At 67.8% G+C, this 23,294-nt stretch carries 21 protein-coding genes and 2 pseudogenes; 5 read left to right on the forward strand and 18 right to left on the reverse strand.

What is annotated here, in order from left to right:
• Positions 1–397 precede the first annotated feature (397 nt).
• Positions 398–2,410 carry a nucleoside hydrolase gene (locus ACZ7SW_RS09655; protein ID WP_470229974.1) on the forward strand — a complete coding sequence of 671 codons (2,013 nt, stop codon included), beginning with the start codon at positions 398–400 and terminating at the stop codon, positions 2,408–2,410.
• 24 nt (positions 2,411–2,434) lie between these two features.
• On the opposite strand, the gene ACZ7SW_RS09660 is transcribed toward ACZ7SW_RS09655, so the two are convergent.
• On the reverse strand, positions 2,435–2,683 hold the full coding sequence (locus tag ACZ7SW_RS09660; RefSeq protein ID WP_470229975.1) for a hypothetical protein: 249 nt from the start codon (positions 2,681–2,683) through the stop codon (positions 2,435–2,437).
• A 90-nt stretch (positions 2,684–2,773) separates the two neighbouring features.
• Here ACZ7SW_RS09660 and ACZ7SW_RS09665 point away from each other — a divergent pair, with 90 nt between their 5' ends.
• Complete coding sequence (locus ACZ7SW_RS09665) at positions 2,774–4,264, forward strand: N,N-dimethylformamidase beta subunit family domain-containing protein (protein WP_470229976.1); 1,491 nt, start codon at positions 2,774–2,776, stop codon at positions 4,262–4,264.
• A gap of 63 nt (positions 4,265–4,327) precedes the next feature.
• A complete protein-coding gene (locus ACZ7SW_RS09670) occupies positions 4,328–4,792 on the forward strand; it encodes a bacterial transcriptional activator domain-containing protein (RefSeq protein WP_470229977.1) in 465 nt (154 codons plus the stop codon).
• On the opposite strand, the gene ACZ7SW_RS09675 is transcribed toward ACZ7SW_RS09670, so the two are convergent.
• From ACZ7SW_RS09675 to ACZ7SW_RS09695, 5 genes are all read right to left on the reverse strand, one after another.
• Positions 4,765–4,920 (reverse strand): hypothetical protein, encoded by a 156-nt coding sequence (locus ACZ7SW_RS09675; RefSeq protein WP_470229978.1) that lies wholly within the window; start codon positions 4,918–4,920, stop codon positions 4,765–4,767. The two genes, ACZ7SW_RS09670 and ACZ7SW_RS09675, sit on opposite strands and share 28 nt — an antisense overlap.
• 311 nt (positions 4,921–5,231) lie before the next feature.
• The gene (locus tag ACZ7SW_RS09680) at positions 5,232–5,423 is read right to left on the reverse strand and encodes an AbrB family transcriptional regulator (RefSeq protein WP_470229979.1); all 192 of its coding nucleotides are present in this window, start codon (positions 5,421–5,423) and stop codon (positions 5,232–5,234) included.
• A gap of 66 nt (positions 5,424–5,489) precedes the next feature.
• Positions 5,490–6,242: an integrase core domain-containing protein gene (locus ACZ7SW_RS09685; RefSeq protein WP_470229980.1), complete on the reverse strand. Its 753-nt coding sequence runs from the start codon at positions 6,240–6,242 to the stop codon at positions 5,490–5,492.
• A gap of 517 nt (positions 6,243–6,759) precedes the next feature.
• The gene (locus ACZ7SW_RS09690) at positions 6,760–7,179 is read right to left on the reverse strand and encodes an SCO4402 family protein (protein ID WP_470229981.1); all 420 of its coding nucleotides are present in this window, start codon (positions 7,177–7,179) and stop codon (positions 6,760–6,762) included.
• Complete coding sequence (locus tag ACZ7SW_RS09695) at positions 7,146–10,874, reverse strand: ALF repeat-containing protein (protein WP_470229982.1); 3,729 nt, start codon at positions 10,872–10,874, stop codon at positions 7,146–7,148. The genes ACZ7SW_RS09690 and ACZ7SW_RS09695 overlap by 34 nt, the downstream gene beginning before the upstream one ends.
• Before the next feature lie 205 nt (positions 10,875–11,079).
• Between ACZ7SW_RS09695 and ACZ7SW_RS09700 the strand changes: the two genes are divergently transcribed.
• Positions 11,080–11,541: a hypothetical protein gene (locus ACZ7SW_RS09700; RefSeq protein ID WP_470229983.1), complete on the forward strand. Its 462-nt coding sequence runs from the start codon at positions 11,080–11,082 to the stop codon at positions 11,539–11,541.
• A gap of 152 nt (positions 11,542–11,693) precedes the next feature.
• A complete protein-coding gene (locus ACZ7SW_RS09705) occupies positions 11,694–13,241 on the forward strand; it encodes a tachylectin-related carbohydrate-binding protein (RefSeq protein WP_470229984.1) in 1,548 nt (515 codons plus the stop codon).
• Between the two features lie 952 nt (positions 13,242–14,193).
• On the opposite strand, the gene ACZ7SW_RS09710 is transcribed toward ACZ7SW_RS09705, so the two are convergent.
• The 12 genes and pseudogenes from ACZ7SW_RS09710 to ACZ7SW_RS09765 form a co-directional block, all read right to left on the reverse strand.
• Complete coding sequence (locus tag ACZ7SW_RS09710) at positions 14,194–14,505, reverse strand: hypothetical protein (protein WP_470229985.1); 312 nt, start codon at positions 14,503–14,505, stop codon at positions 14,194–14,196.
• Positions 14,502–15,635 carry a putative T7SS-secreted protein gene (locus tag ACZ7SW_RS09715; protein ID WP_470229986.1) on the reverse strand — a complete coding sequence of 378 codons (1,134 nt, stop codon included), beginning with the start codon at positions 15,633–15,635 and terminating at the stop codon, positions 14,502–14,504. The genes ACZ7SW_RS09710 and ACZ7SW_RS09715 overlap by 4 nt, the downstream gene beginning before the upstream one ends.
• Positions 15,628–15,957 carry a hypothetical protein gene (locus tag ACZ7SW_RS09720; protein WP_470229987.1) on the reverse strand — a complete coding sequence of 110 codons (330 nt, stop codon included), beginning with the start codon at positions 15,955–15,957 and terminating at the stop codon, positions 15,628–15,630. The genes ACZ7SW_RS09715 and ACZ7SW_RS09720 overlap by 8 nt, the downstream gene beginning before the upstream one ends.
• Positions 15,958–17,061: 1,104 nt before the next feature.
• Positions 17,062–17,316: a hypothetical protein gene (locus tag ACZ7SW_RS09725; RefSeq protein WP_470229988.1), complete on the reverse strand. Its 255-nt coding sequence runs from the start codon at positions 17,314–17,316 to the stop codon at positions 17,062–17,064.
• A gap of 383 nt (positions 17,317–17,699) precedes the next feature.
• Positions 17,700–17,873, reverse strand: coding sequence for a hypothetical protein (locus ACZ7SW_RS09730; RefSeq protein WP_470229989.1), 174 nt, complete (start codon positions 17,871–17,873; stop codon positions 17,700–17,702).
• A 393-nt stretch (positions 17,874–18,266) separates the two neighbouring features.
• Positions 18,267–18,641, reverse strand: coding sequence for a carboxymuconolactone decarboxylase family protein (locus tag ACZ7SW_RS09735; protein ID WP_470229990.1), 375 nt, complete (start codon positions 18,639–18,641; stop codon positions 18,267–18,269).
• The gene (locus tag ACZ7SW_RS09740; protein ID WP_470229991.1) at positions 18,638–20,200 is read right to left on the reverse strand and encodes a long-chain-fatty-acid--CoA ligase; all 1,563 of its coding nucleotides are present in this window, start codon (positions 20,198–20,200) and stop codon (positions 18,638–18,640) included. Before ACZ7SW_RS09740 ends, ACZ7SW_RS09735 begins: the two co-directional genes overlap by 4 nt.
• Positions 20,201–20,271: 71 nt before the next feature.
• A pseudogene (locus ACZ7SW_RS09745) lies at positions 20,272–20,748 on the reverse strand (CoA-transferase); the annotation flags it as partial.
• Complete coding sequence (locus tag ACZ7SW_RS09750) at positions 20,745–21,050, reverse strand: CoA-transferase (protein WP_470230474.1); 306 nt, start codon at positions 21,048–21,050, stop codon at positions 20,745–20,747. The pseudogene ACZ7SW_RS09745 and the gene ACZ7SW_RS09750, both read right to left, overlap by 4 nt.
• Positions 20,983–21,444: pseudogene (locus ACZ7SW_RS09755) on the reverse strand (CoA transferase subunit A); the annotation flags it as partial. The pseudogene ACZ7SW_RS09755 and the gene ACZ7SW_RS09750, both read right to left, overlap by 68 nt.
• On the reverse strand, positions 21,441–22,043 hold the full coding sequence (locus ACZ7SW_RS09760) for an RBBP9/YdeN family alpha/beta hydrolase (protein WP_470229992.1): 603 nt from the start codon (positions 22,041–22,043) through the stop codon (positions 21,441–21,443). The pseudogene ACZ7SW_RS09755 and the gene ACZ7SW_RS09760, both read right to left, overlap by 4 nt.
• A gap of 2 nt (positions 22,044–22,045) precedes the next feature.
• Positions 22,046–23,293: an MFS transporter gene (locus ACZ7SW_RS09765; protein ID WP_470229993.1), complete on the reverse strand. Its 1,248-nt coding sequence runs from the start codon at positions 23,291–23,293 to the stop codon at positions 22,046–22,048.
• Position 23,294: the final 1 nt, after the last annotated feature.

Here is a 23,294-nt window from a genome sequence, read left to right on the forward strand (position 1 = left end):
TATCTGGAGGGCGACCATCAGTTACCCCACAGAAGGCCGCGATCGCTGCCGCTGCGGGCACCTCCGCGAGGCCCATTCGCACTATCGCGGCGGGAGCGAATGCGCGCTCTGCCCGCCCGGTGCCTGCCGCCGATTCCGCGCGGCCGGTCTCCTGACCAGGGTTCTGCGCCGGCTCCGATCGCGCGGCTGATCGGGTTCCGCCGCCACCTTCCGGCCGCTCGTGCGGGCGGGAATGAAACACGCCGTCGCCAGGTCCCGGAAATCATTTCCGCGACAGAAAACCTTGCTGTCAGGTCACAGAAAAGGCGCAGCGCCTCGAATGCTGTAGCGAGCGGATCCGCGTTCCCGACACCGCATTCGGCGGCGGAGTTCGCCGATCACGCGGGAGGAGCGATTCATGAAAAGATCTCTACCCCGGTTCTGCACATTGTCCGCGATCACGGTGCTGGCGGCGGGAGCCGTCACCGCCGCCTGGACCTCCGGGCACCCCCTCGCGTCGGCGGCGGCCGCGCAGGCCCCGCCGCCGCCGACGAACCGGCAACCGTGGGAACCCGCGCCGCCCAAGGTGACCGCGACCCGGCCGGCGCCATCGGTGACCAAACCGGCCACCACTCCCGCCGCGCCGAAAGCCGCCGCCCCCGCCGCGTCGGCCGCCGCCGCCCCGCTCATCGTGGACACCGACCTCTACGGCAGCGCGGACGACGCGGGCGCACTGGCGATCGCCAATGCCATGCAGGACAACGGCCAAGTGAAGATTCTCGGTGTCCTGGTGAACTACCCGAGCAAATGGGGCGCACCGGCGGCTTCGGCGATCAACACCTACTACGGCCACGGCGACATTCCGATCGGCAGCGTCAAACCCGCCGCCGACGACGTCTCCAATCCGGACTACGCGAAGTACCTGGCACAGAATTTCCCGACCGGAATCGCGGACGGGAACACCGCCCCCGAAGCCGCCGGCCTCTACCGGAAACTGCTCGCCGGCGCGGCGGACCACAGCGTGACGATCGTCGCGATCGGGCTCGAGACGAACCTGGCGAACCTGATGAACTCGCCTGCCGACGCCTACAGCGGCCTGGGCGGTGTCGACCTCATCAAGCAGAAGGTGAAGTCGCTGACGATGATGGGCGGCGAGTTCCCGGTCAGCTCGGCCGTCGACGGGCCGGAGTACAACTGGAAAGCCGACGCGTCCTCGGCCACCCAGGCGGTCAACCAATGGCCGGTCGAAGTACCCGCCGAATTCGAGGGATACGAAGTCGGCCAAGCCGTCTCCACCGGAGCGGGCCTCGCGCAGACGCCGAGCACCAACCCGGTCCGTGCCGCTTACACCAGGATGATCGGCGCGGGCAACGACATGAACAGCTGGGACCCGGTCGCCATGTACGACGCCGGCATGGGCCACAACGGACTGTTCGCCGACAACCCCTCCCCGGGCTCGGTGGCCGTCGCTGCCGACGGCAGCGACCATTGGGACACCGCCACCGTCAAACCGCAGCACTACCTCGTGACCACCGCGGCCCCGGCCGCCGTCGGCAAAGCGCTGGAAAGCCTCATGGACCAGCTGCCGGCCGCACCCGACCCGATCGTCGCGTACTACACCCGGCTAGGCGGCGCGAACAGTTACCTCGGCAGCCCGGTGGGCACCGAGTACTCGCCGACGGCGGGCGGCAAGGCACAGGACTACCAGGGCGGCTCGATCTACTGGTCGCAGTCGTCCGGCGCCCACGCCGTACACGGCAACATCCTCGCGAAATACCGGCAGCTCGGCGGACCGGCCGGCGTGCTGGGCTACCCCGCGACCGACGAAACCGGCACCCCGGACGGCGTGGGACGGTACAACCACTTCTCCGGCGGCAGCGGCGCGTCGATCTACTGGACCCCCAACACCGGCGCACACGCGACTTACGGGCCGATCCGGGCGAAGTGGGCCGCCATGGGCTGGGAGCGGTCGCTCCTCGGCTACCCCGTCACCGATCAAACGGGCACGCCCGACGGCGTCGGGCAGTACGGCCATTTCGCCGGCAACGGCGGCTCCATCTACTGGACACCGAGTACCGGCGCGCACGCCATCTACGGCGCCATCCGGGCGAAATGGGCCTCGATGGGCTGGGAACGGTCCGTTCTGGGCTACCCCACCACCGATGAAACCGGCACGCCCGACGGCGTCGGACGGTACAACCACTTCACCGGCACCGGCGGCGCCTCCATCTACTGGACCCCCAACACCGGCGCACACGCCATCTACGGCGCCATCCGGGCGAGATGGGCCTCGATGGGCTGGGAACGGTCCTTCCTCCGCTATCCCACCACTGACGAATACGGGATTCCGGGCGGCAGGCGGAACAACTTCGCCCACGGGTGGATCGCCTGGAACGCGTCCAACGGCGCGACCACCGTCGGCAGTTCCTGAGCGACAGGCCTGGTTCGGCAGGGTTCACCCGCTATGGCGTGCGCGAAACTGCCGAACCAGTCCGGTCACGACCGCCATCGGGGCAACGACGCATGCGACGTACAGCGCGATGAGCGGTTTCCCGGGACGGACCTTCATGTCCGTCCCGGGAACCGGCGGTCCGGGATTGAACGCCAGAGTCGGCTTCACGTGCTGCCATCGGGTGATTTCGAGGTACATGAGCCGCCAGGAACCGGCCCACACCGCCGCGCCTAGCCACGTCGCCATTTTCATCTTCCGAGCCTGCGCTTGCGGCGGGAAGGGGCGCAAGACCGCTTGAAGGCGACGATGCGAACCGGCCTCAGCAGGCCGACACTGTCCGGAATGAAGGCGCACCAAGCTTGGCGAGCGACGCCGGTCGTTGTGCTGCTGGCGGCAGGCTGCACCACGACGCCGGTCGCTGCTCCGCCGACGCCGGCCAAAGCGACGGCTCCCGGAGTGTCCGCGCAGCAGGGCACCCCCGGCTGGGAGATCGCCCGCCCTGGCCCTGAGCACGCGATCGAAGGCTTCGCCGACCGCACCAGCGTCCTCCCCGGCTCCCCGGTGCGCCTCTTCGTGAGCACGACCGCGGCGCACTACACAGTGACAGCCTTCCGGATGGGCGGCTACCGCGACTCGGCTGCCCTCCGGGTCTGGAAATCACCGGCGCTGGCGGGTTCGGTGCAGCCCCCGCCAGTCGTCCAGGCGCCGACCCGGACCGTCGTCGCACCGTGGCGGCCCTCGCTCGAAGTGCCGACACCAGGCTGGCAACCCGGGGACTACCTGCTGCGCCTCGACGGGGACAACGGGTCCGCGCAGTTCGTCCCGCTGACCGTGCGCAGCCCCTCCAACGCGGGAAAGATCGTGCTGATCAACGCGGTGACGACCTGGCAGGCGTACAACGAGTGGGGCGGCTACAGCCTCTACAACTCTCCCCACGGGACCAAAGCGGCCCGTTCCCGCGCCGTGTCGTTCGACCGGCCTTACCAAGCCAAGGACATGCAGGGCGCGGGCGATTTCAGCTACTTCGAACTGCCCTTGGTGCGCTTCGCCGAAAACCTCGGCCTGCCGCTCGGCTACGCCACCGACACCGACCTCCACGCGGATCCGCACCTGCTCGACGGGGCCCGCGCGGCCCTCACCCTCGGCCACGACGAATACTGGTCCGCCGCCATGCGCCAGAACACGACCGCCGCCCGCGACCGCGGCGTCAACCTGGCCTTCTTCGGCGGCAACGAAATCTACCGGCACATCCGGTTCGCCCCGAGCGCCCTCGGCCCGGACCGCCTCGAAATCGACTACAAGTCCTTCACCGAAGACCCGTACCACCGGACCGACCCCCTCGAAGCGACACCGGAATGGCGCTCGCCCCCTTTCCCCCGTCCGGAAAGCGTGCTGCTGGGCAACTTCTACCGCTGCAACCCGGTGCGCGGCGCACTCGTCACCGCCGACGCCGGGAACTGGCTCCTCACCGGAATCGTCCACAACGGACAGAACTTTCCCGGGCTCGTCGGCAACGAATACGAACGGATCGACCTGTCCGTGCCGACCCCCCGCCCGATCGAAGCCCTCTTCCACTCGCCGGTCACCTGCGGCGGACACCCCGACTTCGCCGACACCAGCTACTACACCACCCCCAGCGGCGCCGCCGTTTTCTCCGCCGGCACCCAATACTGGATCTGCGCCCTCGACCCCGGCTGCCCCGAGGACAGCGCCGACCCGGCCGCCCACGCCGCCATCACCGCGCGGCTGCTGCACGCCTACGCCGAAGCACCCGCCGGCCGCGCGCACCCCGCGAAGGACAACCTCGTCGCCCTCGGCGTGCCCGGCGCGTGACCCTGCCCGGCGATTCCGCGCCCAGGCTCCGCGCGCGCCGCCATTGCCGGAACAATCCGCGACGTGCTGCGGCCCGGTGTCGCCGGACCGCAGCCCCTGGCCAGCGACGGTGTCGCGGTCTGGCTCGACACGGCGCTGGTCGCCATCGACGTGGAGAAGTTCTCCACCTTGGCATCCGGTGCCCTGCTGGCGCACCGCGCCGGGCGCCCGGACGCGTCGGACCGGCTCGCCGCGGCGGCCGCGGGGTACACCGGCGACTTCCTCGAGGACGACCCCTGCACCGACTGGGCGCAGGACCTCGCGGAGGAACTGCGCGCGACCCACCACGCCCTCCTGCGGGCGCTGATCACCCAGCGGCTAGGGGTCGGCGACGTCGAGCAAGCCGTCCTGCCCACGTTGCGGCTGCTGGAAGCCGACTCGTACGACGAGCAGGCGCACCTGAACCTGCTCGCCGCCGGCCGCCATGGCGAGGCCCAGCGCCGCCACCACATCTACCAGCGTCACATGGCCGAGATCGGCAGCGCTTGATCGTTCCCGCAGGACGACCACGCCAGTTGCGGCGCGGCCGCCGCCGCTTGCACCGAGCCGGCGAGGCTCATCGTCAGGCAGGCAGCGGTCGCCGCCGCGAGCCCGATCGATTTTCGGATCTTTCGCACGCACGCGCTCCTGGCGAAAGTGACGGGATTGTCTTGAGCAGCAAGCAGACTACGTGCGAAAGATCAACAACGGGACGCGAATCGCTTACCCGATCCGCTGAAATCCCGTATGCCCGGACGCGCGCTACCGGCAGTAGAACGTGCAGTTCGTGCGCGCCCCTGGGACAAGTCCGCCCCACGCCGAGACGATCGCCGGAGGAAGGGCTCGGCGAACCGACAACCGGCGGCGGGTTGTCCTCCGCCTGTCCACGATCGACGCCTTGCGAGGCGAGTCGGCCCCGTTCGTCGCGGCCGAGGGTCTGGGCTACTGACTACGTATCAGACGGCCCGTCGAAACTTCCGCCCCGAGGGCTGACACCCGGCTGTTGCCGCCGTCCGGCTTGGCGGCGGGCGAGCCAGCGGATGATCGGCGGGGCGACGAGGACGACGACGAACAGCCGCAGACTTTGCACGGCGGAAACCAGGGGAACGTTGGTGTCGGTCGCGGCGGCGGTGGCGAGCACCGCGTTGATCCCTGTACCGTGCCAAAACTGGCGACTCGGTCCGTGAGCTGCGGTTTTATGATCGATTCAGGCTGCTCGGCGGTATTCGTTAATCACGCCGCCGAGGACACGATTCCGCCGGACTGGATAGTCGAGGGGAATGACGGCAGCGGGATCGTGGTTGGGTGGGCGGTGCTCACGTCCCTGGTGCGGACGGTGATCGTTGAAGTGCCGGGCGAACTCATCGAGGACCGCGGCAGCGTGGCGTTCGTTGTAGATCAGCATCCTGTCGGTGCACTCCGACCGGACACTGCGCACGAACCGCTCCGCAAAGCAGTTCGCTCGGGGCGTTCGCGGCGGGGTCTTCACCACGTCGATGCACTCGGAGGCGAACACCGCGTCAAACGATGCCGTGAACTTCGTATCCCGGTCGCGGACAAGGAACCGGAACCGGGAGGTTCCCTCGCCGAGACTCATCAGCAGGTTGCGGGCGGCTTGCGTGGTCCAGGCCGCGGTCGGATGCGCGGTCACCCCGGCGATGTGAACTCGCCGGGTGCGGATCTCCATCACGAACAGCACGCAGAGCCTCCGCAAGCCGATCGTGTCCAGATGAAAGAAGTCCGTGGCAAGCAGGCCTGCCGCCTGGGCGCGCAGGAACGTGCGCCAATCGGTGTCCCTGCGCCCAGGCGCGGGGCCGATACGGGCTGCGGCGAGGATACGGCGGATCGTGCCTGCACCGACGCGGTGCCCGAGCCGGACCAGCTCTCCCTGGACACGGCGATGCCCCCAACGCGGATTCTCCCGGGCAAGTCGGACGACCCAACTCGCGCAACTCATCATCGACCGTTGGTCGTCCAGGCCGGTTGGGGTAGGTCCATTTCCGGGTGACCAGACGACGATGCAACGCCAGCAACGTGCCCGGCGTCACGATGCGATGCCGACGCAGGTCACGGGGCAATAGCCGCGCCAACGCAGACAAGACCGCACGATCCGGCCACGAAGGACGTGGCCTGCCGACCTGACGACGCAGAACCGACACCTCGTGGCGAAGCACCAGAATCTCGACGTCCTTGGCCCTAGCGGACCGAGCAAGCAGACCCCACCAGCCGAACAACTTCACCACGACCAAATACATCAGTCGAAACAGCACGGCCGGAGAGCATCGCATAACCCTCACACGGACAAAACAGCAGGTCAGCGAACCACATTCGAGTTATGACTCGGTACAGGAGACGCGGTTAGTCCCGCGCCAGCGGGTCGCGCTGCGCGATTCCGCTCCCCTTGCCCTCGCCACCTCGGCGCTTGATGCACACTGGCGGCACCGCAACATCACCAAGCGGGATGATCGCCGAGTTTATCAAGAACCGAGCCCTCCATCATTTCGTTCCATTATCTCTCGCACAGCCTTCGCCCGGCGAACCACTTCCGGCCACTGTGAACTGTTCAGGTACTCGATGTCGGGGACGTCCCCGAGTTCGCCGATCAGCGGGCCGAGCACTTCGCCGAGTCGAGCGAGCGGAACTTCCTCGTCAGCGTAGATCAATTCTCCGACGGCGCCGGGAGCAGGAGCCGGCAGGATCGGCGAGTCGTCAAAGAGGGAGTGAACCGCCAAGTCGAATTCATCGTAGTAGTTCGGGTGCGGGAGTTCGTGCCGGATCCACACTCGTTCTTGGTACTCACGGTCCGACAAGCTGACGATCGCGGAGACGATCTGCGTCCTGATCCCAGGGAAGCGAACTTCTTTCATGGCCGATTCCAGTGCCTCCACGTAATCCATTCATCGAGCGGAATATGAGCTTCGTCCCAAACATCATTCACTTTTGTTCCCGGCGGGAATACTTCACCTCCCCGTCCGATGATTTTGCCGTTCTCGGTGACTCTAACATGATCGATCCGCTGCGAGGGATACTTGTGCGCCGGGTTTCCCTTGTCGATCCTGAGGGTCGTCCCCTTAGGGTTCGCCGGATCGAACCAGCGCGTGCCGACACCCTTTTGGTTCGGAATTCCCTCACCCCAGTGACCGGGGACGTTCTTCAGCTTGCTCTGGTCGATCCACGAACTGGCCCCCTTGCTGCCCGGTCCGGCAACCTTTCCGAGGCCTTTCGCGAGGCGACCCAAGCCGCCGCCGAGGACAGGCCCGTTTTCCGGCCCGACAACGACCTTCCCGGGGTAGCGGCTGCTCTGCACAGTCAAGGCGTAGCCGCAGGTTCGCGGATCGAACTTGCAGTAAGCCTTCAGATAGAAGGCCGGCAAGTCTTTGTCGTCAAGACTCGGCTTGCCGATGAAGTAGTCGATGTTCTCGATCCATCGATCGAATCCAGCCGCGAAAGCGGTGCACGAGCCGACACCCAACCCTCCGGGCAAGGCAATGCCGTTGAGGTAGCAGACTCCGTCCGCCGTGATCAGCTGCGTTCCGTTTTCATAGGTGGCGGCATCGACATATTCTTCATCGGCCGGGCCGCCGCTGACCCGGTTTGCGCTTTCGACGCGATGCCGGTCGAGAAAATACTGTGCGGCACGCGCGGCCGCTTCTCCTGCCTTCACCGCGTCCTGACCGGCTTCGACAGCAGCACGCCGAGCCACCCGCGCCGCATCGGCTGCCGCAACGGCAGAGGCCCGAGCCCAGGCGGCCGAGGTCCTCGCGGCAGCGGCGGAAGCCTCCGCAGCGCGGGCTGCTTGCTGAGCGGTAGCCGATGCATTGCGCGCGACCTTGGCCGACGCGACGGCATTCTTGGCCGATTCCTGCGCCTCGCGAGCGGATCGGCCCGCCGCCTCCGCGTAGCCGGCGGCAGCCGACGCGTGCCGTTCGGCTTGCGCCGCGTATCCGGCCGCCTCGGCGGCGGCATTGCGAGCCAGTGCAGCAGCCTTGGCCGCGTTCGCGGCGGCTTCCTGCGCTTGCTGCGCGGCTTCGGTTGCTTCGGCGACGTACCGGGCCACCTGGGCGGCGTGGGCGGCTGTGTTGTGGTCGCGCTGCGCGGCCTGGTGTTGTCCGACGTCGAGGAATTTCCGCAAGTAGGACACCGGCCCGGACAGAGCTGCCTGCACCGCGGCTTTGACCTCGGGTCCGCCTTTGTAGAGGACTTGGTTGACCGCGATGCGTTCGTCGTGCTCGCGGGCGGAGTGCTGGCCTACGGCCAGAAACTCCCGCAATGCCTGAGGAGTGTGGGCGTCGAGCGCCTTCGAGGCACCGTCCTTGACAGCGGGTCCGCCGGAGTTCAGCAGCTGGACGACGCGGAGGCGATCGTCGGTTTCGCGTTCCGGGTAATCCTGGTCGGCCAGCAGCCGGGTCACGCCGGGGTAGTCGCCGGCCAGCGCGGTCGCAGCAGAGGTCTTCAGCCCGGACCGGTCGGTGGTGTCGGCGATCTGGGCGAGCCGGGCACGGTCGTCTTGTTCGTTCGCAGTCAGCCGCGTGCTGGCGACGAAGTCGGCGACCACGTCGTCGTTTCCGATCAATGCCTGTTCAGCGGCAGCCTTGGTGAAGGGCGCGCCGGTGCTCATCAGGCGCATCGCGACCTTGCGGCCGTTGCCCACGATTGTGTCGCGGGTGGCCCCGGGTACTGTCGCGGCCTCGAGCAGGGTGCGGGTCTCGGCGTCCAGCCGCGCGGCGTCGGCGACCTGCCAGGCGACGTCGGCGGCCTTGTCCGCTTCCTCTTGTTTTGCTTTTTCGGCGTCGGCCACGGCCTGGTCCTGCCAGGTTTCGAGCCGGGCCGCGTCCGCTGCGCGGCCGATCTCGCCGATCTTGCGGGCTTGTTCCGCGGCGGCTAGCGACGCGTCGGCGGCACCCTGTGCTTCGGCGGCGTGCGCGGCTGATTCTTTCGCTGCGTCCGCCGCGTCGCCGGCGCGGTCCGCGGCTTCCCTGGCGGCTTGGGCAGCCCGTTCGGCGTGCCCGGCGGCCGATTCCGCTGCGGCTTTGGCTTCCGTCGCGGCGGAAATGGCCTGCTGCGCAAGGGCCTGTGCGGTGTTCGCGGCGCGGGTCGCGGTCGCGGCGGCTCGCTTGGCTTTCGCGGCTTGGGCAGTAGCCTGCTCGGCTTTCACGCCTGCTTCGCGGGCGTAGCCGCCTGCCGCGCCGGCGGCTCCGGATGCGCTGTCCGCGTTGGCAGCGGCGCTGACGGCGGCGTCGGCCGCACGTTTCGCCGCCCGGGCTGCCTCGCCGACGTGCGCGATGGTGGCGGCCGCGTCCTTCGCTGCTTTCGCGGCGTTGTCGGCGTTTTCCGCCGCTTGCCGTGCGGCACCGGCTGTTTTGCGGTCGGTGATCGCGTCGCTGGCAGCGCGCTGTGCCCGGGCTGCGGCGCGCTGGGCCATCGCCGCGGCACTCGCCGCGCCCGCCGCCGCGGCGGCTGCGGCGCGAGAAGCCTTGACCGCCGCAGCAGCCGCGCCGAGAGCGACCTGAGCCGCATCGGCGGCACCGGCCGCCGCAGCAGCGGCGCGTCCGGCCGCCGCGGCGGCCCGGCCGGAGTCTTTCCTGGCTTGTTCGGTTTCCGTCGCGGCACGGGCGGCGGCTTCCTTGGCCAGCCGCGCGGCCTCGACCGCACGACCGGATGCTTCTTCGGCCGCAGCGGTTTCGGCGACAGCGCGTACCTGCTCGTCCTTGGCTACCTGCGCCAGATGGGCGACCGAAAGCAGTTCCTGGTCGCGTTCGCGTGCGACGAACTGACCGGTGTCGAGAAAATCGCGCAGCGCTTCGGGAGAGCCGTCGTCGAGCGCTTGCGATGCCGCTTGCTTGACCTCCGGACCGCCGGCGGACAGGATCTGCACGACGCGGACGCGGTCGTCGGTTTCCTGCGCGGTTTTGCGGCCGAACTGCACAAATTCGGCCAGAGCCTGTGCATCGCCGGCATCGAGTGCCTGCTGTGCGGCTTCGCGGACCCCGCGGCCCTCTGCGGTGGCGAGGATCCGGTTGACCTCGACGCGCTGGTCGTGTTCCCAGGGCGACTGCCATCCCGTGGACAAGAACGCCCGGATCGCGTCGATCGAGCCGTCGTTGAGCGCTTTCTCCGCAGCTTCGCGCACCCCGCGGCCAGCGGAACCGAGCATCTGCACGGCACGCACCCGGTCGTCGGCTTCCCGTACGGCGTCCAGCACCGTACGCAAGAACACCTCGACCTGGTCGTCAGTGCCCGCCAGGGCGTTCGCCGCGGCCTCGCGCACTCCTCGGCCGCCGGTCTTCCACGCCTCCAGAGCGCGCTCCCGAGGGGACTGCGCCGCGAGAGCGGCCCCATCGCCTGTCTGGAAGGGCGCGCCGGCCGCGTTCGCGGCAGGCACGACGAGCAGCTCGCAGAGCAGCGACAGCACGAGCACGAGCGCGCTCGTCCTGACCAGTCCGCGGCTTCTGCCACCGGGTGCCGCGCGTCTGGCCCCCAGTACAGCGCGGCGTGAAAACAGTTTGCCAAATCGGCTCACCACGTTGTCAATTTCCCCTCGTGAACAACGCCTGATATCGGCGCAGACCCCAATCAACGCAGTGCGGCGCATCGACGCGCCCGCAGCATTCGCGATCAGACTTTGCCGAATATCCGGACATTTAGCAAACTAAGTTATCTAACATACAAACAGCTCGTAAGTGTCACATTGCGGGCGTTCGTCGCGATGATCTTCGGCAGGCCGCACAACGTCAGGCGCGGCCTGTCATCCATTGCCGGAGGGGGCATCAATGCTTTCGTTGTCGCGCTCACGTGTCGTGAGCGCAATCGCCGCCGCCGTCGCCGCGACCGGGGTTTCGGCCGCCGTCGCGACGGCGGGACAAGCGCCGCGCGCGGCCGCGGACGACTCGCCGCAGCGGTCCACGGTGGAGGACCGTTCCTATCCCGGAGCCGCGAAAATCCTCGCCGAGCGCGGCATTTCGCTGAAGTCCGGAGATGGGAAGATCCTGCTCGCCGAGTGCGGGAGCACCTCGGATCTGGTCGAGGTCTACAGCCGCACCAAGGGAAACTTCTGCTTCGCCGTCGTCGGCCAGACCGGATACCTGTCCCTCGACCTGCCCGAGACCTACACCGTCAAGGGAAACAGCCACCGTCTGCAAGTCAGTCTGACGGCGCAGGGCCGCACGACCACGTCCACGGTGGAAAAGAACTCGTGGACACCGGTCGGCGAAGGCACCGGCGGCGCGCCCAGCGTCCTGGTGGAAATCCGGACCCTGTAACGCAGAAGCACCGCGCATTCTCGCCGTTACCGATCCGGCGATAGCAATTCGATAACAACAGTTCGGCCGACTCGGACACCACCCGCATTCGCACGGGATTGCGTTTCGGTCACGCCTACTGTCACCCAGTTTTTGGCCAAGGAGTCACACTCGTGTCCTCAGCACAAACTCGCTGGCGGCGAACCGCAGCGCTGACAGTCCTGAGCGCTGTCGCGGCCGGCATCGTCACCGCACCGCAGGCATCCGCCGTTGCCGGCGGGACGCCGGCCGCGGATCGTAGCTACCGCTTCACCGCGAAGATCACTGTCGGAGAACAGACCTGCACCGGCGCCCTCGTCGCCCCGCAATGGCTGCTCACCGCAGCCAGTTGCTTCGCCGACAGCCCTGATCAGGGATTCCGCATTCCCGCCGGGCCGCCAAGACAGCGCTCCAGCGCGATCGTCGGCCGCACGATCCTCAGCCAAGACGACGGCCAGGTCGCCGGCATCACCGACCTGGTGCCCAAGGGTGACCGCGACCTGGTGCTCGCCAAACTCGCCGCCCCCGTCACCGGCATCAGCCCCGTGGCCGTCGCCCGCACCGCCCCCACGCCCGGCGACACCCTGCGCATCGCCGGATACGGACGCACCGCCACCGAATGGGTGCCCGACCGCCTGCACACCGCGACCTTCACCGCCAGCGAGCCGACCGCTACCACCGTCGCCGTGACCGGGAAAGACCCCGCCAGCGCCTCCACCTGCCGCGGCGACGCCGGCGGCCCGGCACTGCGGGAAACCCCCGACGGCCCCGAACTCGTAGCAGTCAACAGCGTGTCCTTCCAAGGCGGCTGCGTCGGCGAAACCGAAACCCGCACCGGATCCACCGAAGCCCGCGCCGACAACGCCGGCGACTGGATCCGGCAGAACGTGCCCGACCTCGCCATCACCTGCAAACCCGCCGCCCCGATCTTCACCACCCGCGGCGACGGATCGCTGTGGCTCTACCAGCACACCGACCCCCGCAACGGCAGCTTCTCCTGGATCAACGGCAACGGCCAGCAGATCGGCAGCGGCTGGCAGTCCGCCCGCACGGCCGCGGGCCCCGACGGCCTCGTCTACCAAGCCAACAGCAACGGCCAACTGCGCAAGTTCCGCTGGAACGGCAGCAACTGGGACCTCAACACCAGCCCCACCCCCTACTACGAAGTCATCGACAACGGCTGGGGCCGCTACGCCACCGCCGAATACAACAACCGCATCACCGTCGACACCCGCGGACACATCTACACCGTCGAACCCGACGGCAACCTCCACTGGCGCAACTACGACCCCGCCGCCAAGAAATGGGACCACCGCCTCCTCAAAGACGGCTGGGGCAAATACGACCTCATCGCCGCCGCAGGCGACGGCGTCCTCTACGCCCGCACCCCCAAAGGCGAACTGTTCCGCCACGTCTACGACGCCACCACCGGAGAATGGACCCAGTGGGCCAAACCCTCCGGCACCGGCTGGAACGGCTTCAAAACCATCACCTCCCCCGGAGCCGACGTCCTCTACGGCTCCTACCCCGCCGAAGGCGGCGGCCTCCTCTGGTACCGCTACCTCCCCGCCAGCGACACCTGGTCCGACACCGGACGCGCCAACGGCAAACTCATCGGCACCGGCTGGTACGGCCTCTACGGCATGACCGCCACCCCCGACTCCTGCCGCCTCACGCGCTGACCAAACGCAGCGGGCCGAGCGCCGCCACCGCCACAACGCGGCACACGGCCCGCTGCGAACAGCCCCTGCGAAACCAGGATTCCGCCGTCATCGAAATCGAACGACTACTGACACGCACACAACCCACACTGCTCAACACAAGTGAATGAAAACCCGACGTCCACCAGATAACCTCCCAGGTCAAGAAGTGTTCTCCCCGCGCGAGCGGGGGTGGTCCCTGGCCGTAGTTCGGCTCGAAAGTAGCGAAGTTGTTCTCCCCGCGCGTGCGGGGGTGGTCCCTGCACGTTGTAGCCGAGCTGGCGCATCCCGTCGTTCTCCCCGCGCCAGCGGGGGTGGTCCGATCGAGTCGAACAGCAGCCCGTAGGCGGGGGCGTCTTCCCCGCGCGTGCGGGAGTGGTCCGTGGTAGGCGATCGGCATCCGGTACTTGCGGTTGTCTTCCCTGCGCGAGCGGGGGTGGTCCGGCCATGGCGATCGCGAGAAGCTGGCGTATTTCGTCTTGCCCGCGCGAGCGGGGGTGGTCCCTTGCAATAGACGTTCGGCGTTTCCGGGTTTCCGTTCTCCCCGCGCGAGCGGGGATGATCCGGAGACCCGCATGCCACGGCCGCGGTCGACCACGTTCGCCCCACGCGAGCGGGGGCCTGCATTGCTGGACTAGATGTGCTCGCCGCCGCGAGCGCGGCTGGCCTGCTGCCAATGCGGTGAGCACACGCGCCGCATCCAAGGTAAATACTTGTATGCTGGCCAGGGCGTGTCAGGCGCAGCAGGCCGCGCTCACAAGGCTTTGACGCCTGCGGCGACTCATCACGAAGCGCCCGAATTCCAGGCTCAGCCCGTCGAGAGGCATCGACAGCTGCCAGCGGGTCAGCGCATCGGTCTGCAGGCTCGGTAACAGAACGAAAACGCAGTCACCTTACTCATGATCCCGAGTGACGCGTGAGCAACCAGCCCGAGTCAGGTCAGCGGGGTTCGGGTCTGCGGGTGCCCGAGCGCCCGTAGCAGGTCGGCAAGCCACACTAGGTGGTGCGGCATGGCCAAGCTGTCGTCTTTGAGTAGGTCTTCCAGGTGCTGCCAGGATTCCGACAGTTGCCCGAGGCCCGGCTCGCCCGGCTCGACATACGGGTTGTAAAGGACGTCCGGCGCGATAGACCAGAAGTAGTCCCGGTGAAGGGAAACCGTTTGTCCTTCGTCCTCGGCGATCCGTTGCATCAGCAGCTCGAAGGCCGTTCGCAGTTGCTGCACCGGGATGCGCAGTGGCTCGCTCACGATCCGTGCCCTCCGAGGATGTCGTTGACCTGTTTCCTGAACGTGTTGATTTCGGTCTCCAGATGCCGGACCCGGCCGTCGATGATGCGCTGGCGGATTTCCGGAGTCGGCGCGTTTTTCAGAATACCCTGGTTGTCGTAGGCATCCGGGTTCGCCTTGTACTGGGCGAGCTTGGTTTCGTGTTCCTCGATGTTGCGCTGCAGGGATCGCACCGAACGCTGCTCCGACGACGTCAGCTCGCGAACCTCCGAACCGGACTGGGAGCCGCCTGTTTTCATCGGTTCGACGTGATCATCGCCTGCCGCGTTCGCGGCCATGTGCGCCACCGCCGCACCGGTCATGGTCGCGCCCGTGGCCATACCCGCCGCCGAAACGACATTGAGTGGCACGCCCGCGGCCGCGCCCACGCCAGTGGCGTCCAGCACGACGCCGAGCCCTTCGCCGGCCGAGCTGATCACCGTCAGCCCGATGCCGGCCGCCGCGGCGACGACGTCCCCGGGGTGGTTGAGCATGGCGTTGCCGAACGACGCCAGTCCGTTGACCAGATGCGCACCGACGTCCTCGACGAAATTGCCGACGTCGTCGAGCCAGCTCGATTTCGTGGGCGCAGGCTGCGCAGCCTCCCGCAGCGCGGTCGCCGCCTCATCGCCGGCCTCGGCCAGTTGCGCACGGGCGCGGTTGAGTACTTCGGTCGCGGCCTGCCTGCCGGCAGCGCCCGGATCGCTGAACACCGGCGCGGGCCGGCCTTGGGCGGCGGCCTGGTCGGACGCCTTTTGATGCTCGGCCTTGGCCTTGCCCGTGGCCGCCTCCGCCTGGCTCCACTGCTCGATCGCTTCGCGGGCCTGCCCCTGAGCCCACCGCAACGTCGCCGCGTAAGCCTCCAGCGCGCCAGCGCCGGAGCCCAAAGCCACTCCCGCGGTAAACCACTTCCCCGGCTCGTAGGAGAATTTGTCGTGAAACGCGGTCGCCGCGGGCCCCGTCCACGAACCGGTGTCGATCGCTTGCAGGCCTTCCGTCGCGTCGTTTGCCCGGGCGGCTCTTCCGCGCAGCACACGCGCGTTCTCCTCGACAGCGGCGGGATCGCCCGGCACCAATTCCGTCGGGTTGCCGGTCGTGCCCAGCTCAGCCATCCTCCACCGCCTTGACGCCCGGATCGCCGGTCAAGGACCGCGTCGCAGCCTCGTCAATCGAACGATAGGCTTGAACAGCCCGAGTCAGGACATCCCCGATCGCTGACGCGTCCCCGGCCAGAACGTCGAGGCCGTCGCTCCAGCGCGTCGCGAACTCCATCAAAGCGTCGTGCACGCCGGTATGGCCGTACAGCTCGGCCTCGCCGCACAAACCACGTAACTCGAAACCGTCCTGGTCGTGCACACTCCCCGAAACACCACGCGCGGCCTCGTCAACCGCCGCGATATCGACATGAAACCCCGGACCATCCACCTGCGACATCCCCCTCGGCTGCCATCGATGCAATCACCACCCTCCCAGCAATCACCACTGACAGCAACCAACCTCACCCAGGCAGTGACGACACCCACCGACCAGGCCCCGCCACCCACCCCGTACTGCCCACAGCGCAGCGACAAACCAGCGAATCCCGATCGCCGATGCCATCAGGACAAACCAACGAAAGCACAACGTCCGCGAAGAAGCCTTGCAGCTCAAGAAGTTCCACCCGCTTTTCGCCAACCACCGAAAGTGAATGAAACGCGCCATGCACTAAAGTTTGACTCGCAGGCCATGAAACGTTCTTCCCGCGCGAGCGGGGGTGGTCCCGGCGCGTGGACGTTCGCCAATGCCGGCGTCTAGTCTTCCCCGCGCGAGCGGGGGTGGTCCGGTGTCGCCGTCGCCGCAATCGTCGGTCACCAGGTTCTCCCCGAGCAAGCGGGGATGGCCCCGAAGCGTGCGCCGTCGAGCTGGGTGCCAGCGAGTCTTCCCGCGCGAGCGGGGGTGGTCCCAGTTCGGTGTCCCACCAGTCGCGACCTCACCGCGTCGAACAGCGCTTTGCCGACATCGCCGGCGACCAGCGGCTCGGCCACGTTGAGCGCCAACGTCCCCACACTCGTGCCAACCAACAGCCACCGCGCCGACCGCATGCCCGCGCACAACCCTCCGCACCCCGACAACCGTTGAATCGCGACCAGCAACGCCACCACCGCCAAATCCACCGCCGGCGCGACCAACGGAGCCACCCACACCGGCACACTCAGCCGAAGCCCAAGCACCAGCACATTCCCAAAACCGAACGTGAACGTCAGCCCGACAACGACTCCCACCATGACACCCACCGCCGCGACGACCGGATCACGCCGAGCACCCGACCCTGTCACGCCGACCACCACACGACGCCGCGCCAGACCAGGACCGAACCAGACGACACAACCCGGTATTTGCGAGCCCGAGGCAAGCCCGAGACCTCCACCACACGACAACACCGGCCGACACGAGGCGACACCGCAAGCACGCTGCGACCAGACGAAAAGGCACCTCTTAACCAGCGGGTTCGGGGTTCGAGTCCCTGATGGCGCACCCTCACTCCCCAGGTCTTGAGATTCATAGACCTGGGGAGTTTGGTTTTCTGGAGAGGTTTCTTCCGGTTCTGGACTGTCCATTGTGGTCGTTGGCGAGCCCGAGACTTCGCGCCGACTGCCGCGGGATGATCGCCGCCGCCGCTTCCGCCGCCGCTTCCGCCGCCGCGAACGACATCTGAGGCAGAACCGACGTGTAGGTGGCGGAGGCGATGGTGATCGAGGAGAGCCGCAGCATCCGCTGCACCACCTTCATCTCCACCCCCGCCGCCAACGCCAACGTCGCCGCGCCATGGCGAAGATCGTGCAGCCCTTCCCCAGGCCAAAGCCAAGGATCAGAGTGTCCGGCCCACAGGGGAAACCTCACACATCTCGGGGGCGGCTTACCGTAGTCGTGCCGTCTCCAGCGCGCTATCAGTGGCGAGAATTCGCCCTTCACCTGCACGCAATGGTGTGCCGGGCGGTGCTGGAAGCACTAGGCCACCCACGGATCTCGCAAGGTGCCGCAGTGACGGACCGGTGGGAGCACCACCAGCGCATTGCCAACCGGCGCGGAGCTTTGCGGCGTGCTTCGCATTCGATGATCCGCAGCACTGCATTTCTGGCTCTCGCAGTCGGAGTGTCTGCGATCTGGTGGCGACAGCACGACCGGCCGGGCGGCATTCACTGTCCGGCCCGGTCGGCGGTCTTCTGGACCGCGGCTGGATCCGCCCCGCCGTCCTCGCCGTCGACGCCTTGGCGCTGCTGGTCCCAGACTTTGCTCGGAGCGTCGTGACCGCCTCCGACGCCTCCCTGCCGGCACTGCTGGATCTGGAGAAGCTCGGCTCGGACTGCCATCGCGCGAACGCCACGTTCGACGAGCCGTTCTCGCTCTGCGGCAGGCAAGCTGACGACGTGCGTCGGTTGCTGCTCGCGGGGCGGCAGCCGTCATCAGAAGACTGCCTTCGTCCAGCCGTTGGACACAGCTGCCGTGTCCGGCTGGGCCCGAGCATCAGCAGGGAAAGCAACCTGCCCTACGTCGCCTCGCGACCGCGGATGCGACTAACGCAAGCCTGCTGCGCGAAGTCCGTCGCGGTGACCGCCCAGACCAACCCGGATCGGCACCACCAAGCGTCGCCGTCTCCGACCCCGCACCGCTCTCCGGCGACAGCTCGTCGAAAACAGCAGCGCGTTGTCGGGAGCACCTCCGGCATCGACTGCGCTTTCATTCGCCGTCCGCGAGTGAGCGGCTTATCCGTCCCGATCGGCTGCCTCTTCCCGCAGGATTGGCAGGGCGACGTTGAAGGCGTGAATGCCGATGGTAGTGGCGAGTTTGAGTACTTCGAAGATTTCGCGGGGCGTCACGCCCAGGTCCAGTGCGGCCCGGATGTGGCGGCGGACACCGGGGGCGTACATGTGGGTGCAGGACGCGTCGACGGCAATGCAGAGCAACTGAACGACCTGCGGCGAGAGCACACCGCTTTCGAAGGGCTCCGTTGTCGCGCTCAGGTATTGTTCCGTCCATTCGGGATCAAGGTCGTCGAGGCCGTCCCAGAGCGAATTCCAAGTGCCGTTTCGCTTCATGCGCTCCACGATGTTCCCGGAGCTGGGCGCTGGTTCGTTCATCGCGCCCACCCGGCCGCGAGTTCCCGTTTGAGTACTTTCCCGGTCGCGTTCATAGGCAAGTTTTCGGTGAAGGTGACGTAGCGCGGGTACTTGTAGTCGGCCAGGCGCTCACGGCACCACGCGATGAGTTCGGCTTCCGTGGTCCCGGAAGCTGAGTGCAGGATGACGAATGCCGCGATTTCCTCGCCGGAACGTTCGTCAGGTACGCCGATTACCGCTGCCAGGGACACCGCCGGATGACTCAGCAGGACTTCTTCGATCTCCCGGGGATAGACATTGAAGCCGCCGCGAATGATGAGGTCCTTGGCGCGATCGATGAGATAGTAGAACCCATCGGGGTCGCGACGCGCGATATCGCCGGTCCGCAACCACCCCTCCCGCATGACCTGCGCCGTCTCCTCCGGACGGTTGTGATAGCCCTTCATGACGTTGTGCCCGCGCAGTGCGATCTCCCCGGTGCCATCGCCGGCGACGGGGTTCCAGTCGCTGTCGACAAGCCGGGCTTCGACACCCCACACCGGGACTCCGATCGACCCCGGGCGCGAATCGCGTTCCGGATCGGCGAAGAGAGCCAGCGGGGAGGTCTCCGAGAGGCCGTAGCCCTCGAGAATATGCACCCCGAATCGGCCCCGGAATTGTGTCAGGATCTCGACCGGGAGTGCGGCACCGCCCGAGATCGCGAGCCTCAGCGTCCGCGCGATCCGGTCGATTTCAACAGTTTCGTCGGCGACGCCGAGCAGCGACCAGTACATGGTGGGCACGCCGGCGAAGACGGTGACGCTCTCATCGAGCATCAGCTGCAACGCTCTTCGCGGATCGAATCTGGGCATCAGGACGAGCGTGGCGCCGACCGACAGGCCCGCGTTCAGGTTCACAGTCTGGCCGAACGAGTGAAACAGCGGCAATGTCAGCAAATGGGTGTCCCGCCGCGCCGCGCCGCTGTCGAACAGACGGTTGGCGGTGAGTGCGTTCAGCACCATATTCGCGTGGGTAAGCTCGGCGCCTTTGGGCCTCCCCGTGGTGCCGCTGGTGTACAGGATGACAGCGGTGTCCGCCGGCTCGCGCACCACAGTGTCGAATCGATCCGATTGCGGTGCCAGGGCAGGCGTGAGCATTTCGACTCCGGCGGGGACGCCTCCGCCGTCGGCGCCATTGCCGATCAGGAACAGATGCGGGCAAGACGGTGTGGCGGCGAAGGCGGTAAGCCCGTACTCCGCCATCGGCAGCTCGTCCGTGCCGGTGAAGCAGAAATACGCCGTCGCCCCGGAATCCTCCAGGTGGTAGGCGATCTCGCGGGGTTTGAGCAGGATGTTGAGCGGGACGACCACCGCCCCGGCCTTCAGGATGCCGTAGTAGACAGCGGGGAATTCCGGCCGGTTCGGGCAGGACAGGGCGACTCGGTCGCCGGGTTGGACGCCGCGGGACACCAGGAGGTTCGCAATCTGGTTCGCGAGCGCAGCCACCTGGCCGTAGGTCAGGCGTTCCCGGTCGAACACGAGGGCGTCCCGATCGGGGTGCCGGCGGGCCGAATCCTCCAGCAGGACGGACAGGTTCAGCACGGTGCCTGCCCGTTCTGCGCGAGGGTCGGCTCCACCCGCAACGCGGCCGCAGTCGCGGCACGCACTTCGAGCACGATCTTCGCCGCACCGGTCTTGTCGTTGTGTGTCATGAGCACGATGACCCGCTTGGCTCCGTGCACGAGATCCATCGCTCCGCCCATGCCTTCGATCATCTGCCCGGGAACCGTCCCCCTGGCGAGATCACCGGTGGCCGAGACCTGCATGCCGCCGAGGACCGCGACATCGAGGTGGCCCCCGCGGATCATCGCGAAGCTGAGCGCCGAGCCGAAGAACGAGGCACCGGGAAGGACGGTGACCGTCTCCTTTCCGGCGTTGATCAGGTCCGGGTCGACGGCGTCCTCGACGGGGCAGGGACCCACGCCGAGGATTCCGTTCTCGCTGTGCAGCGCCACTCGCGCCCCGTCTGGCAGGTTATCGGGGATCTGCGTGGGCAAGCCGATGCCCAGGTTCACGTACTGGCCGGGCCGCAGCTCGGCGGCGGCGCGAGCGGCCGTCTGCTCTCGAGTCCACCCGGCGGGCTCGCTCATCGACCTTCGCCTTTCGTCGTGGCGACCTTCTCGGTTCGCTTGCGCTGCGGCCCGGTGTGCACGATCCGGTCGACGAAGATGCGGGGAACGTGCACCGCCATCGGATCGATTTCGCCTGGCTGCACCAAGTGCTCGACCTGGGCGACGCAGGTCCGGCCGGCGACCGCGGCGAGCGCGTTCGAAGTTTCCGGCGGACAGGTTGAACACCAGGTTGCCGTCGGAATCGCCGCGCAGTGCGTGCACGAGCGCGTAGTCCACGGTGATCGACTCCTCCAGGACGTAGGTTTTTCCGTTGAACACACGGGTTTCCTTCGGCGGTGAAGCCACCGCGACCGAGCCGTCGGCCGCGGAGCGCCACGGCAGACCGCCGTCCGAGACCGGCGTGCCGACCCCGGCCGGCGTGAAGAACTCGGGGATGCCCGCGCCGCCGGCGCGCGACTTTTCCGCCAGCGTGCCCTGCGGGGTCAGCTCGACCTCGATCTCCCCGGCGAGGAACTGCCGCGCGAACTCCTTGTTCTCGCCGAGGTACGACGCCGTGATTCTGCGGATTCGCCTGTTCCGCAACAGGATTTCGAGCCCGTAGTCGTCGATGCCGCAGTTGTTGGAGATCACCGCGAGGTCGGTGGCGGGCCCGGCCGCGATCGCCGCGATGTCCGCGACGGCGGCGGCAGGCGAGGGACAGAGCTTTGCGGTCATTTCACCGCGCTCGCGGCCAGGACCCCGGACTGGGCCGACCTGGCCACCAACTCCGCCAGCAGCTCCTCCGCGCGCGGCCAGTGCCCGTAACCGGCGGCGGGGTTGAGGTGACCGACCGGTCCGAGGTCGACCGGACGGCTCCCCCACGCCTCAGCCATGCCGCTGATCCGCGACCGGCTGCCCAGGGGGTCGTTCGAGCTGAGCGCCACTGTGCTGGGGAAGGGCAGCGTGCGGCGCGGGATCGGATTCCACCCGTTCCGGTCGAGGTCGTCGAGGCTGGGATACTCCTCCGGCAGCGGCTGTTCGAGGTCGGCCGGGGCAGCCAGCAGCGCACCCAGGACGGGCCGGGCAGGTTGCTGGGCCCAGTGCACGGTGGTGATCACGCCGGCGCTGTGCGCGACGAGCACGACCGGCCCCTCGACGTCGTTCACGACAGCGTCGAGGGCGGCGACGCGGGCGGCACGGCTGAGCTTGTCGTGTTCGAGCGGCGGAACGGTGCGTACCTTGTCGAGTCGTTCGGCCAGCAGCGTTTGCCAATGGTCGGCGACGTGGTCGCGGAGACCGGGCACGATCACCACGGTCGGGGCGATATCGGTCAACGTCAGCTCCTGTCGGTGTCGGGAACGGGGCCGGTGAGAGCGGCGAGCTTGCGCAACCCGGCCGGGTAAAGGCGTTTGCCGGCCACGAGGGCCGCGATGGCGGCCAGATAGATCAGCGGGCACAGTTCGAGCGCGGTGCGCAGGCCGAACCGGTCGGCGAGAAGTCCGGCCACGAACGGACCCAGCGCGAGCCCGAGCAGGTTGTTCGCCACGGTGAGGGTGCCCATCGCGGAGGCCCGGACCGAACTGTGGGTGAGGTTGGCGACCATGGCCGCGGTGACTCCGGAGCTGCCGGCGGAGAAGAACGCACCACACGCGATGAGGATCAGCTGCGGCGTGCCGGGATCCATCCGGAAACCGGCCGAGAGGCACACCAGTGCGATGACGCAGAAGACGATCCCGGCCGTCCATTTGCGCGCGGCGACCCGGCGGCCGACTCGGTCGGTGATGATGCCGCACACGACCATCCCGGTGCCCACGCACAGGACGAACACGGAGGCGACAGTCGCGGCCTTGCCCACCCCGAGATGGTGGAACCGGTTGAAATACGTCGGCAGCCAGGACAGCAACACCGCCGCGGTGAACATCTGCAAGCCGCCACCGAGGTACGCGCACAGCACGGCGGGATTGGTGAACAGACTGGAGAACGGCGCGTGCCGCCTTGCCGCCGAGACCTCGGCCAGTCTCGGCTCGTCCGCGGCGTGCCGGTCAAGCCTGCGTTCGGTGATCACAGCGCGGAACAACGCGACGAGGATCAGGCCCAGGATCGCCATCGCCGCGAAGGCCCAACGCCATCCCAGTTGCACGGCCAGCATCCCGCCGAGGGCGACGCCGATGACCGAGCCGAACGATCCCGCGCCCATGAACGCGCCGCTCAACGTGGCGTGCCGCCGGGACGGGAAGACGCTCAGCACGACGGCGATGCCGACACTGCCGTAAGCGGCCTCCCCCACGCCGACCAGGAAACGCGCGCCGAGCATCTGGCTGTACCCGCTGGCCACTGCGCACACCAGCGTCGCCAGGCTCCACAACACCGCCATCCACACGATGCTCCTGACCCGGCCCCTCCGATCGGCGACGATCGACAGCGGGAGGGTCAGCACGCCCACCATCAAGGCGACGACGCTGCTCAGCGAGGCGAGCTGGGAATCAGTGAGCGTCCAGGCCGATTTGAGCAGCGGAAAGACCGCGCTGAGCACCTGCCGGGACATGTAATCCGACAACAGGAGCCCGAACGCGAGTGCGAACACA

The organism is Amycolatopsis sp. NPDC114484 (assembly GCF_055633755.1).

Excerpts from the sequence above, each read along its gene's own strand:
- ACZ7SW_RS09655 (WP_470229974.1), top strand. The coding sequence starts at position 398 with ATGAAAAGATCTCTACCCCGGTTCTGCACATTGTCCGCGATCACGGTG.
- ACZ7SW_RS09660 (WP_470229975.1), bottom strand. The coding sequence starts at position 2,683 with ATGAAAATGGCGACGTGGCTAGGCGCGGCGGTGTGGGCCGGTTCCTGG.
- ACZ7SW_RS09665 (WP_470229976.1), top strand. The coding sequence starts at position 2,774 with ATGAAGGCGCACCAAGCTTGGCGAGCGACGCCGGTCGTTGTGCTGCTG.
- ACZ7SW_RS09685 (WP_470229980.1), bottom strand. The coding sequence starts at position 6,242 with ATGATGAGTTGCGCGAGTTGGGTCGTCCGACTTGCCCGGGAGAATCCG.
- ACZ7SW_RS09690 (WP_470229981.1), bottom strand. The coding sequence starts at position 7,179 with ATGGATTACGTGGAGGCACTGGAATCGGCCATGAAAGAAGTTCGCTTC.
- ACZ7SW_RS09695 (WP_470229982.1), bottom strand. The coding sequence starts at position 10,874 with ATGCGCCGCACTGCGTTGATTGGGGTCTGCGCCGATATCAGGCGTTGT.
- ACZ7SW_RS09715 (WP_470229986.1), bottom strand. The coding sequence starts at position 15,635 with ATGGCTGAGCTGGGCACGACCGGCAACCCGACGGAATTGGTGCCGGGC.
- ACZ7SW_RS09720 (WP_470229987.1), bottom strand. The coding sequence starts at position 15,957 with ATGTCGCAGGTGGATGGTCCGGGGTTTCATGTCGATATCGCGGCGGTT.
- ACZ7SW_RS09730 (WP_470229989.1), bottom strand. The coding sequence starts at position 17,873 with ATGGCAGTCCGAGCCGAGCTTCTCCAGATCCAGCAGTGCCGGCAGGGA.
- ACZ7SW_RS09735 (WP_470229990.1), bottom strand. The coding sequence starts at position 18,641 with ATGAACGAACCAGCGCCCAGCTCCGGGAACATCGTGGAGCGCATGAAG.